Source organism: Serratia sp. AR11 (genome assembly GCF_056376275.1).
Window position 1 is genome coordinate 2,718,385 of record NZ_CM150739.1, and the last position, 12,423, is coordinate 2,730,807.

Annotated in this window: 7 protein-coding genes; 2 read left to right on the forward strand and 5 right to left on the reverse strand. The window is 56.2% G+C overall.

What is annotated here, in order from left to right:
* Positions 1 to 42 precede the first annotated feature (42 nt).
* A complete protein-coding gene (exaC, locus tag ACSOSI_RS12925) occupies positions 43 to 1,563 on the reverse strand; it encodes an acetaldehyde dehydrogenase ExaC (RefSeq protein ID WP_126501676.1) in 1,521 nt (506 codons plus the stop codon).
* A gap of 279 nt (positions 1,564 to 1,842) precedes the next feature.
* On the opposite strand from exaC, the gene ACSOSI_RS12930 reads away from it, so the two are divergent.
* Positions 1,843 to 3,630, forward strand: a complete 1,788-nt coding sequence (locus ACSOSI_RS12930) for a sigma-54-dependent Fis family transcriptional regulator (protein WP_476707226.1) — start codon at positions 1,843 to 1,845, stop codon at positions 3,628 to 3,630.
* 43 nt (positions 3,631 to 3,673) lie between these two features.
* Here ACSOSI_RS12930 and ACSOSI_RS12935 read toward each other — a convergent pair whose 3' ends face one another.
* The 4 genes from ACSOSI_RS12935 to ACSOSI_RS12950 all read right to left on the reverse strand — a co-directional run bounded on the left by ACSOSI_RS12935 (position 3,674) and on the right by ACSOSI_RS12950 (position 12,139).
* On the reverse strand, positions 3,674 to 4,600 hold the full coding sequence (locus ACSOSI_RS12935; protein WP_012145140.1) for an ABC transporter substrate-binding protein: 927 nt from the start codon (positions 4,598 to 4,600) through the stop codon (positions 3,674 to 3,676).
* 149 nt (positions 4,601 to 4,749) lie between these two features.
* Positions 4,750 to 7,272, reverse strand: coding sequence for a copper-translocating P-type ATPase (locus tag ACSOSI_RS12940; protein ID WP_368453413.1), 2,523 nt, complete (start codon positions 7,270 to 7,272; stop codon positions 4,750 to 4,752).
* 59 nt (positions 7,273 to 7,331) lie between these two features.
* Positions 7,332 to 9,425, reverse strand: coding sequence for a bifunctional diguanylate cyclase/phosphodiesterase (locus ACSOSI_RS12945; protein WP_476707227.1), 2,094 nt, complete (start codon positions 9,423 to 9,425; stop codon positions 7,332 to 7,334).
* A gap of 278 nt (positions 9,426 to 9,703) precedes the next feature.
* The gene (locus ACSOSI_RS12950) at positions 9,704 to 12,139 is read right to left on the reverse strand and encodes a glucose/quinate/shikimate family membrane-bound PQQ-dependent dehydrogenase (RefSeq protein ID WP_476707228.1); all 2,436 of its coding nucleotides are present in this window, start codon (positions 12,137 to 12,139) and stop codon (positions 9,704 to 9,706) included.
* Here ACSOSI_RS12950 and ACSOSI_RS12955 point away from each other — a divergent pair.
* Entirely contained in the window at positions 12,127 to 12,420 is a 294-nt protein-coding gene (locus tag ACSOSI_RS12955; protein ID WP_261278453.1) for a hypothetical protein, read from the forward strand. The genes ACSOSI_RS12950 and ACSOSI_RS12955 overlap by 13 nt on opposite strands.
* Positions 12,421 to 12,423 lie beyond the last annotated feature (3 nt).

The following is a 12,423-nucleotide window of genomic DNA, read 5'->3' on the forward strand; positions in this document are numbered from 1 at the left end:
GCTTTACCCCGGTAACGGGGTATTAGCGTTCACGGCAAGCGCTTAAAACAGCCCAAGCGGTTTGGCATCGTAACTGACCAACAGGTTTTTCACCTGCTGGTAATGTGACAACGCCACTTTGTGGGTTTCGCGGCCGACGCCGGAATTTTTGTAGCCACCGAAGGCGGCATGCGCCGGGTAGAGGTGATAACAGTTGGTCCACACGCGCCCGGCCTTGATGGCGCGCCCCATGCGATAAGCGCGGTTGACGTCGCGGGTCCACAGGCCGGCACCCAGCCCGAACTCGCTGTCGTTGGCCAATGCCAGCGCTTCCGCTTCATCTTTGAAGGTGGTGACGCCAATCACCGGCCCGAAGATCTCTTCGCGGAAGAAACGCATGCTGTTGTTACCGGTGATCAGCGTCGGCTGCAGATAAAAACCGCTTTGCAACTGCTGCTGATGGCTGGCGCGCTCGCCGCCGGCAATGATTTTCCCGCCTTCGTTCTTGGCTATCTCGATATAAGACAGGATCTTGTCGAACTGCTGCTGGGACGCCTGCGCACCGATCATGGTGTCGGTATCAAAGGGGTCGCCCTGGCGAATGGTGGTGATACGCGCCAGCACTTTTTCCATAAATTGCGGGTAGATAGACTCCTGGATCAGGGCGCGTGAAGGGCAGGTACAGACTTCACCCTGGTTGAAGAAGCCGAGGATCAGCCCTTCAACCGCCTTGTCGATAAACTCCGGTTCGGCCTGCATGATGTCTTCAAAGAAAATATTCGGTGATTTGCCGCCCAGCTCCACAGTGCTCGGGATGATATTCTCCGCCGCGCAGGCCAGGATATGTCGGCCGACCGGGGTGGAGCCGGTGAAGGCGATTTTATCGATGCGCTTGCTGGTCGCCAGTGCCTCTCCGGCTTCTTTACCAAAGCCCTGAACCACATTGAGAACTCCGGGTGGCAGCAGGTCGCCAATCATTTCCAGCAACACGCAGATGCTGAGCGGCGTTTGCTCGGCCGGTTTGAGCACCACGCAGTTGCCAGCAGCCAGCGCCGGAGCCAGTTTCCAGGCTGCCATTAGCAGCGGGAAGTTCCAGGGGATAATCTGCCCAACCACGCCCAACGGCTCGTAAATATGGTAGGCGACGGTATTTTGGTCGATCTCTGCGGCGGTGCCTTCCTGTGCGCGCAGGCAACCGGCGAAATAGCGGAAATGGTCAATCGCCAGCGGGATATCCGCGTTCAGCGTTTCGCGGATCGGCTTGCCGTTGTCCCAGCTTTCGGTCAGCGCCAGCAGCTCCAGTTTTGACTCCATACGATCGGCGATCGCCAGCAATACGTTGGAACGCTCCTGTACGCTGGCCTTTCCCCAGGTTTCGGCCGCGGCATGGGCGGCATCCAGCGCCAGTTCGATATCTTTCGCGTCGGAGCGCGGAAACTCGGCGACAGTCTGACCGGTCATTGGGGAGGTATCGGTGAAGTAGTTGCCTGAAACGGGTTCGACAAATTTGCCGCCAATGTAGTTGCCATAACGTTGTTTGAAAGAAACCAGCGAACCAGGTAAACCGGGATGAACGTATTTCATGTAAACACCTCTCAGGGGAACAGACTGTGTAGGGTTGTGCCCGACTGCGTGGCACCATCACAGTAACCCTAAGCATTGCCTGTGCCACATTGCGTCAGCGCCAGGCTTATAAAAATACAAAATGTTTAATATCAAGTTATTAAAGAATAAAAATACCTGTCGATGGCAATAAAACCCCTGGCTTATTATTCATTTCTATTATTTTTTGTGTCCCACGTCGCAACGCATGCGACACATTCGTGATACAAAAATGCAACACTTTATTGACGGGAGTCGGGCATGTTGCAGAAAGACCAGACCGGGTTTGTCTCTGATAGCGATAACCTGTCTCTCCCTGGCCCCTTGTCGGAATCTTGGTTACGCAGTCGGCATTACGGCCTTGATCGGACCGACGATCTTGTCCCTTTTGTTCGGCCTGCGTTGCTCAATGAAGTCCGTGGGCAAAACGGCTGGGTGGCGCAACTGGCGCGGCCGTTGATCGAACGCCTGGGCGGCGAAATTAACCGACAACCCTCAATAGTGGTGGTCTCTGATGCCAAGGGACTGGTGCTGGAAACCTGTGGCAATAGCCATTTTTTGCGTAAGGCGTCGCGTATCTCGCTGGCCCCGGGCAATTTATGGGGTGAACAGGCGCGTGGGACTAATGCCATCGGCACTGCGCTGGCATTAGGCGGTTTGTGTGAAGTTAATGGCGATGAGCACTTTCTCAATCAAAATGCCGGGCTTTACTGCTCAGCCGCGCCGATTTACCGGCCAGACGGCCTGATTGCCGGGGTACTGGACATCTCGACGCCCGCGCAGCGGCCTTTTGATGACGCGCGTTCATTGATCCTGCAGGCTGTCAGGCACATAGAACACCAGTGGGTGATGGGCTGCGTGACGTCTCAGCACTGGACGTTACGCCTGCACAGCGATGCGCGGGTGCTTGGTAGCGCCCATGAGCTGATACTGGTGTTTCGCGACGAGATTCTCACCGCCGCCAACCGGCTGGCAATGCAGGAATTTAATCTCACCGCCGCTTCTTTTGGCACCCTTGACTTCGCCACGCTGTTCCCGGAAATGCAGCGTCAGACGCTGAACGCGCCACGCCAAACGCTGGCGGTCAATAATCGCCACTATTATTCGCTGTTGCAGATGCCGGAACGGCATTCGCAGGTCGTCCGGCCTCGGGAACTGCCCTTTGATCGGGACGGTGCCGACAGACAAAAAGCATTACGTATTTTGAATGCCGGGCTGGCGCTGTGCATCAGTGGGGAAACCGGCTGTGGCAAAGAGTATTTCACCCAACGGCTGTTCGAGGAAAGTCATCGGCGGCAGGGCAATTTTGTGGCGATCAACTGTGCTGCGCTGCCGGAAAACCTGATCGAATCAGAGCTTTTTGGCTATGCGCCCGGTGCCTTTACCGGCGCTAACCCGAAAGGCTACCTCGGCAAGATCAGAGAGGCCGACGGTGGCGTATTGTTCCTGGATGAAATCGGCGATATGCCATTGAGTTTACAGACCCGACTGCTGCGGGTGCTGCAGGAAAAAACGGTCACGCCGCTCGGCAGCCGACTCAGCTATGCCGTCGACTTTTCGCTTATTTGCGCGACCCATCAGGATTTGGCGCAGCAGGTGGCGACGGGGGCGTTCCGTGAAGATTTGATGTACCGGATTCAGGAATTCAACCTGCGTATTTTACCGCTGCGCCAACGGGCGCACGTCGATCGTTTTATCCTTAATTTGTGGCGTGAATTGGGTGCCGAGTCTCGGAGTATCCGGCTGGCGCCGGAGACCGTCGCGGTGCTGGCTCGCTATCCGTGGCCCGGTAACGTTCGACAGTTGTTGAGTACGCTGAAAGTGCTGTTGGCCCTGGCAGATGATGGCGAGCTGATTACGCCTGACGCACTCCCCGAACAATTTTGCGTCTTACCGCTGCCCGCTGATCCCCATGCCGCACCGCAGGAGATGCTGGACGCTATCCGAAGCGCTAATGGCAATATCAGCCTGGCGGCGAAACGGCTGGGTGTTTCACGCAGCACGCTTTATCGCAAGATGGAGAAACGCCGAGGGCGGGCAGTAGAATGACCGCCCAATCGCCAAGGCCCCTTTCAGGGCCAAGGCCGGAGGGTTAGTTGTCGCCCAGCCCCTGTGGATTAATTTCAGAATGTTCGATTTTCTCGTCGCTTTCCGCCCAACGATCCAACACTTTCAGGTAGCTGCCATTGGCGATAGCGCTATTAAGCGAAGCCTGCACCGCATCCACCAGGCCATTGCCTTTTTTCACCGTGACGGCAATGTTGGCGCTGCGTGGCCAGCCGCCCGGCACGATACCGACCAACGTGGTTTTACCGTTCAATTTTGCCTGGTATGCACCGGCGACGTTTGGCCCAAAGGTTGCGTCAGCCCGGCCGGACTGAATCGCCAGCGTGGCGGCCGCCTTGTCGGTCACGTAGATCGGCTGTAGGGCGGGTAGCCCCTTGGCCTGATTCTCTTTATCCCAGGCCAGCAACACCGCCTCCTGATTGGTGCCGGAATCGACGATAATCTTCTTGCCGGCAATATCCGGCGCCGATTTTATCGAGGTGATTTTACTGCCGGTCTTAACGTAGAACCCCAGCGTATCCTGGCGATAAGTGGCGAAGTCGAACTTGGTCTTACGCTCTCGGGTCACGGTAATGTTATAAATCGCCGCGTCGTATTTGCCGGAAGTGACGCCCAGCGGCCAGTCTTCCCACGAGGTGGGTACCAGCTTGAGTTTGAGCCCCAGGCCATCGGCCACCAAGCGGGCAATATCTGACTCACTGCCAATCACCGTTTTATTATCACGGGCGTACAGCCCAAACGGCGGGCCGCTGCCCAGTATCGACACGGCTACGGTCAATGTGCCCGGTTCGACGAATTTGAATCCGGCCGGGATTTTGGCGGCCGCTTCAGGATTTTTTTGCGTATTGATCGGTGTTTCATTGGCAACCAGGTCAATGCCCGGTGCGGCATGGGCCAGGGCGGAAAGGCTCAGGAGTGCCGCCGCTGCGGTGAGTTTTGCGCTATACATCATTATTATTACCTGCATTATTATGTGGTTGAGGCGGTCAACTCACTATCCTTTATGCCGCTAAATCTGTGAACGAACAAAATTGGCTAACTAATTTTAAAAATGGGGTGGTTGCGCGGCAGGCGGGAACGGAACCCGCCGACCGCGGATAATCAGCGCTGTTTGGCTTCGACCTTCATGGGTGCCTGAAAGCCTTTGAGCCGCAGCGCGTTGCCGAGCACAAAGACGCTGGAGAGCGCCATCGCCGCCGCGGCGAAGATCGGTGAAAGCAATGTGCCGTTCAGCGGGTAGAGCGCGCCGGCCGCGACCGGGATCAGCACCGCGTTGTAAGCGAAGGCCCAGAACAGGTTCTGCTTGATGTTGCGGATCGTCGCCTGGCTGAGGGCAATGGCATTGGGGACGCCACGCAGGTCGCCCGACATCAACACCACGTCGGCCGCCTCAATGGCCACATCGGTTCCGGTGCCGATGGCCAGACCAACGTCGGCTTCGGCAAGTGCCGGTGCGTCGTTGATGCCATCCCCCACAAAGGCCACCCGGGCACCGCCGCTGCGGAATTTTTTCAGCGCCGCAACCTTACCGTCGGGCAGAACCTCGGCGGCGACTTCATCAATACCAAGCTGTTTGGCGATCGCCGCAGCGGTGGCCGCGTTGTCACCGGTGATCATCGCCACCTTAAGGCCAAGCGCATGCAGCGCCTTGATTGCCTCCGGGGTGCTTTCCTTGATCGGGTCAGCGACCGCGATCACCGCCGCCAGACGGCCATCTATGGCTGCATAAAGTGGGCTTTTACCCTGTTCACCGAGGCGCTGGGCAGCCTGCTGGAATTGACTCACATCGAGGCCGAGCTGGGTCATAAAGCGGTCCGCACCCACGGCGACGGTGCGCCCGGCGACGCCGGCAGAGACGCCGAAGCCCGGTGTGGCATCAAAGCTTTCTATCGCGGCGAGCGTCATGTTCCGCTGCCTGGCCGCCGCCACAATTGCTTCGGCGATCGGGTGTTCGGAGCGAGTTTCCACTGCTGCCACCAGAGCCAGAACCTCATCGTATTCAAAGCCTTCGGCGGGCACCAGGTCAGTCAGTTCAGGGCGACCTTTGGTCAGGGTGCCCGTTTTGTCGAGCGCAATCACGCTGACATCGCGCAGCGCCTGTAAGGCCTCGCCCTTGCGGAACAACACGCCAAGCTCGGCGGCGCGGCCGGTTCCGACCATAATGGAGGTTGGCGTAGCCAGCCCCATGGCACAAGGGCAGGCGATAATCAGCACCGCCACCGCATTAATCAGCGCAAAAGTCAGTGCCGGGGACGGGCCGAACACCAGCCAAACCAGGAACGTCAGCGCGGCGGCGGCCATCACTGCCGGCACAAACCACATGGTGACTTTGTCGACCAGCGCCTGGATCGGCAGTTTGGAGCCCTGAGCTTCCTCGACCAGACGAATGATCTGCGCAAGCACCGTATTGGCACCGATTTTGGTGACGCGGAAACTGAAAGCCCCGGTTTTGTTGATGGTGCCACCGACAACAGCGGCACCCACGCCTTTTTGTACCGGCACCGGCTCGCCGGTGATCATGCTTTCGTCTACGTAAGAGGTTCCTTCGACGACTTCGCCGTCAACCGGCACTTTTTCGCCTGGACGAACCAGCACGATGTCACCGGGGGCCACCTGATCGAGCGGGATTTCGACGGTTTCGCCATTGCGCTCGACGCGTGCAGTCTTGGCCTGCAGGCCGACCAGCCGCTTGATGGCCTGTGAGGTACGCCCCTTGGCGCGAGCCTCTAAAGTCCGGCCAAGCAGGATCAGGGTGACGATGACCGCAGCGGCTTCGTAATAGACGTTGGCGGTACCCTGCGGCAGCACCTCGGGAATGAAAGTCGTCACCACCGAATAGCCATACGCCGCCACCGTGCCGACCGACACCAGCGAGTTCATGTCGGGAGCGCCGCGCAATAGCGCCGGGATCCCTTTGCGGAAGAAACGCAGCCCCGGCCCAAACAGCACCAGGGTGGTGAGAACAAATTGCAGATACCAGCTGGTTTGTTCACCCAGCACGCCCAGCACCCAGTGATGCACGGCGGGGATCAGGTGCGACCCCATTTCGAGAATAAACACCGGCAGGGTGAGGATGGCGGCAATCAGCAACGAGCGCCGTAATCCCCGGGCCTCATGCTCACGTCGCTCGGTATCCTGATCCTCTGTGCTGACGGTGGCGGTGGACAGGCGTCGTGGTCGGTAGCCTGCTTTTTCAACCGCGGCCTCAAGGTCTGTTATAGAGACGACACCGGCAAGATGACGCACCCGCGCACGCTCGGTCGCCAGATTGACATTGGCCTCAAGCACGCCAGGTATTTGGTTCAGCGCCTTTTCTACCCGGCCGACGCAGGACGCGCAGGTCATTTCCTCTATCGCCAGCTCGGTAGTTTCCTCACGCACGCTATATCCGGCGTTCTCAATGGCGTGAACCGCTGCCTGCGGGTCAGCCGTGCCGCTGAAGGTGAGATCGGCGCGTTCGGTGGCCAGATTGACCGAAGCGCTATCCACGCCGGGTACCGCCTTCAGCGCACGTTCGACACGGCCTACACAAGAGGCGCAGGTCATGCCTTCGACCGGCAGGCTCAGTCGGGTGACCGGGGCCATCGCCGGGGTGGAGTCGGGTTTGAGAGAAACGGAAGTCATTGAACTGTCCCTTATAGTGTCTGTTGGTGGAGAGCTTAAAGCTTCCCACCACGGGAAGGTCAAGCGGTTATTTTGGGGGCGGGTCTCTTTAACAACATACTGAGCGCACGGGGCGCCTCAACGGCCTGGCTAAACAGAAAACCCTGGCCCAAATGATAGCCGGAGTTGCACAGCGTTTGCCGCTGCTGCTCGGTTTCAATCCCTTCGGCAATGATATCGATGGATAATTTTTGTCCCAAAATGCCCATGCTTTCCACAATGCCTAGAATAGCCGTCTCGTTATTCATACGGCGGATAAAGTCGCGATCCAGTTTTATGCAGTCCAGTGGGTAGTTCATCAGGTGGGTAAAGGAAGAGTGCCCGGTGCCAAAATCATCAAGCGCAATTCGTATCCCCATTTCCTTGAGCATTTGCAAAGCCCGCAGCACATACTTCGAGCCATGCTTATTAAAGGCATGTTCGGTCACTTCCAGCTCAATCAGATGGTGAGGGATATTAAACATCTGCAAGCGCTGAAGGAATGTTTCGGCGTAGCTATCACGTAAAAATTCGATAGGGGAAGCGTTCAGCGACACTGGCAAAACTTCGGCACCAGAAGCAAGCCAGGCCGAGATATCGGCAAACACTTTCAACTGCATGGTTTCGCCGATTTTGGTTGCCAGTTCGTAATCGTTAAACGCTTCGCACACGCTATCCGGCGTCTGGATGCCATTTTGCGGGCAATACCAGCGCAGCAGGGCCTCAAAGCCGACAATGGCGCCGGTTGCCAGATTGACCTTGGGCTGATAGCTGGGGCGGATCTGGTTGTTACGCACAATCTGACGTGCGTGATTAAGCTGTGTCGCACGTTCCCTGGCCTTATCCATCATCTGCGGATTAAACATATAAACGCCGCCACGGCCGCCGTCCTTAAGCTCGTACAGGGCGGTATCGGCGCATTTCATCAATTCTGACGCATCACGGGCATCCTGCGGGTAGAGGGCTCCACCAATGCTCATGCCGCAATGAAGTGCTTTACCGCCATGGGTAATCGGCGTTTCAAGCTGCAGCAGAAAGTTATTGGCGATTTTGAAGATATCCTGTTCGTTTTCGACGTCGCTGATCACTACCGCAAACTCATCGCCGCCCAATCGGGAAACAAATGAGTTAGCGTTCAAATCGGCCTTGAGCCGCCGGGCCAATACACGCAACAGATGATCGCCGGCATCGTGCCCCAGGGTGTCGTTGACCAACTTAAAGTGATCGAGATCCAGCAAAATCAGCCCAAGCGATTTATTATTGGCCCGCGAGCGTTTCATTTCCTGTTTTAATCTTTTCTTGAATAATCGCCGGTTGGGCAAACCGGTCAGTTCGTCATATTCACTGGCGATCAGTAAGCGTTTTTCCGCTATCCGTTGAGAGCTGACATCGCGCGAAACGCACAATATATTTTGTATCCGGGCGTCCTTGTCGAACACCGGGCTAAGGATATTATCCCAATGCTGCAGTCTGCCATCCGGGGTGGCGCTAAGGCCGGCGAATCTGGCATTTTTCCCGCTCAGCACCTTGCGGAGCGCTTTTTGGCCACGCTGGCGAACTTCTGGCTGCAGCAGACCCAACCAGGGCATGCCAAACTGTTGCTGGTTCTCATCTACACCCAAAGCGATGCTGCCCGCTTTGTTCATATGCAGCAATGAACCATCATTATTAATCACTTTGATACAGTCGACACTGGCATCAAGCATATTTTTCTGCGCCGCCAGTTTTTCGGCAATGATTTGTTTTTCCAGCATTTGATGATGGATATCGGTACAGCTGAGAAACCAATGGCTATGCGCGGAATTCGGGGCTTTTTTTACACCGAACGACAGCAGAAACCAATGATACTCACCGCTGCAATGGCGCAGACGGGCTTGTTTAACGAAAGAAGTTGCGGTGGTCATCGCTTGCTGACACAACGAATCAACCAGGGCATAGTCATCCGGGTGCAAGGCCTTCAACCAGCCGGTGTTCCGGTTATCATATGAAGACAGGCCGGAATACTCACACCACAATTTATTGAAATGTCCCCCGAGGCTATTACCTACGCCAATGATATTCGGCAAACCGTCAAATATTTCATGAGCTATATCAAAAGGATGGTTGCCATCATTGCACTCGGGTAAAACACTCATTTGTCATTTCCTCTGAAAACCGCCGGACATTCATGCCAAAAAATATTTTGCCAGCGGCAATCATTATATAACCTGGCCTGCGCAATAAAAAACACCAGAGAGAATGAGATATAATCCCGGGTAACACATTAAGAATACTCTTGTATTGATGTTTTTTAACTCTTCCGGTTTTCTCCGGCGGTTCTCACTGTTAAATATCATTAAACCGTTATGCCGACAGATATAAAAAAGCCCCCGTGATTAAGCGGGGGCTGGTTAATTATAGCTTATGGGAAGATTTATCTATCAAGCGCATAGGCAATAACGTAGTCGCCACGGTCTGGCGACTGGCGCGCGCCACCGGCGGAGATCACTACGTACTGTTTGCCGGTGACCGGTGAAATATAGCTCATTGGTGTGCCGCCGCTGCCGACAGGCAAGCGTGCTTTCCAGACTTCTTCACCGGTGGAAGAGTCAAATGCTCGCAGGTAGTAATCCTGAGTGCCGGCAATGAACACCAGGCCGCCCTGAGTCGCCAGCGTGCCGCCCAGCGTTGGCATGCCCACCGGCATAGGTGCGCGCATTTTGATGCCGAATGGCCCGGTATCCTGCACCGTACCGGCCGGAACTTGCCACACCACTTTCTGCGTTTTCAGATCGATAGCGGACAGGGTGCCGAAAGGCGGTTTCTGGCATGGAATGCCCAGCGGTGACATAAAGCGGTTCTTGTTCACGCCGTAAGGGGTACCTTTCAGCGGCACGGCACCCATCCCGGCGTTGACCGACTCACCGCCGTTGCTGGCCGGTGCATTGGCATCGGTTTTCTGCGGGATCATCTGTACCCATAGGCCCAGACGCATATCATTGGCAAAGATATAGTGGTTGTTTGGATCGGTCGACAGTCCACCCCAGTTCATGCCACCCAGCGAGCCGGGGAAGCTAAGCGAAATATCCGTGTCTGGAGCGGTGAACAGCCCGTCATAACGCATCGATTTAAAGCTGATGCGGCACATCAGTTGATCGAACGGCGTAGCCCCCCACATGTCGGATTCGGTGAGTTTTTGATTGCCGATCTGCGGCATGCCGACAGAGAAGGGTTGAGTGGCCGAATATTGCTCGCCTGGGATGGTGCGGGTTTTCACCGGCAGCTCTTTAACTTCGGTCAAAGGTTTACCGGTATGGCGATCCAGCACGAAGAGCTGCCCGGTTTTGGCACCAATCACCAGCGCCGGCTTGCTGGTGCCATCCTTCATTGGGAAATCGATCAGACTCGGCTGCATGGGCAGATCGAAGTCCCACAGGTCGTTATGAACGGTTTGATAAACCCATTTTTCTTTACCGGTGGTGGCATCCAGCGCCAGGATAGAGGCGCCGTATTTGTGATCCAGTGCGTTGCGGTTAGCGCCCCACAGGTCAACCGAAGAGCTGCCCATGGGCAGGAACACGGTGTTCATTGCCGGGTCATAGGACATTGGCGCCCAGGAGTTCGGCGTACTGCGCACGAAGGTCTGCCCCGGTTTCAATGCCGAGTTCGGCTCTTGATTACCCGGGTCGAACGCCCAGCGCATTTCACCGGTGATCACGTCGAAACCACGCAGTACGCCGCCAGGCATATCGGTTTGCACGTTATCGGCCACGCGGCCGCCGACCACGATGGTGGTGCCGGCCAGTGTAGGGGCCGAGGTCAGTTGGTATTTGGGATCTGCAGCATCACCCAGACCGGCCTTAAGATCGACCACACCCTGGTTGCCAAAGTTCTGACAGAACTCGCCGTTATCGGCGTTGATCGCCACCAGGCGCGCGTCGATGGTGTTCATCAGAATACGGCGCTGGCAACTGTCACCGGCCGCCAAAGTAGCAGGTATGGCCGGCGTTGAACCCGGCACCGTCGGAGCCGGTAGTGGCTTGGTGACATCAAAGTAGGCCAGGCCGCGACAACGGTTCCAGACCTGAGATTTTGCGTTGATTTCACGCTGCCAAATTTCTTTACCACTGTCGGCATCGACGGCGATGACATTGTTATGCGGCGTACACAGGAAGACGCGGTTGCCGATTTGCAGCGGCGTTTGCTGATCTTCCGCACCGTTGCCGTCCGGGCTTAGTGGCGTATCGCCAGTGTGGAAGGTCCAGGCGACTTTCAGCTCTTTTACATTGTCGCGGGTGATTTGATCCAACGCCACGAAGCGGCTGCCGCCTGGGGTGTTGCCGTAGTTGTCCCAGTCTTTCTGCTGTTTGGCTTTATCCACCGGGATCAACGGCAAGGGTTTTCCGCTGAAAGCAACGGTAGGGTGCGGCTGGAACATCTGCACAAAGGTGCCAACCATGCCAACCGCCAGTACCGCGCTGAGCAGGTAGGACAGCTTCGCCAGCGGTGCCTTGCCTTCCGATTTACGCAGCGTTGGCCAGCCAAGCAAGGCCAGTAGCATCAAACCGGTAGGAACCATTAAGCGCGAAACCAGTGGCCAGAAATCGAAACCGGCATCGTACACCGACCAAATCAGCGTACCGATAAACACCAGCAGGAACAGCACTACCGCGGAGGACTTACGGCGGAAGAATTGCACTGCGGCAAGCAGGGTGACGATACCGGCAACCAGGAAGTAGCTGCTGCCCCCCAGCGAGACTAATTTACCGCCGGCAATGGCAAAGAATAAGCCGACCAGGGTCAGGATTATCCCCAATAAACAACACCATAGTTTAAGTTTTATACCCGGACGGGTATTTGATTCAGGCATGGCTGACAGACTCCAAGATAATGTTTTTCTTCATGTTTACCTCGAGTGATCGCGGTCTTGCTGTTCCCTGGCAGGATAAAGGTGCAGAGCGTAAATCAAACGATGGGATTTCGCTATTGTACCATTTGATTCGTTATGAGGTTAAGGATATGTTGCTTGTTGCGGTAAATATTAGCCCGAATTGCAACAAATGCAGCGGGGGAGCTGGCAGCAGGAAAATGGGGTCTGTTGACGAAGTCTTGAAAATTCGCACACGGCTTCTGGATATTGGCGATGTTTAATCC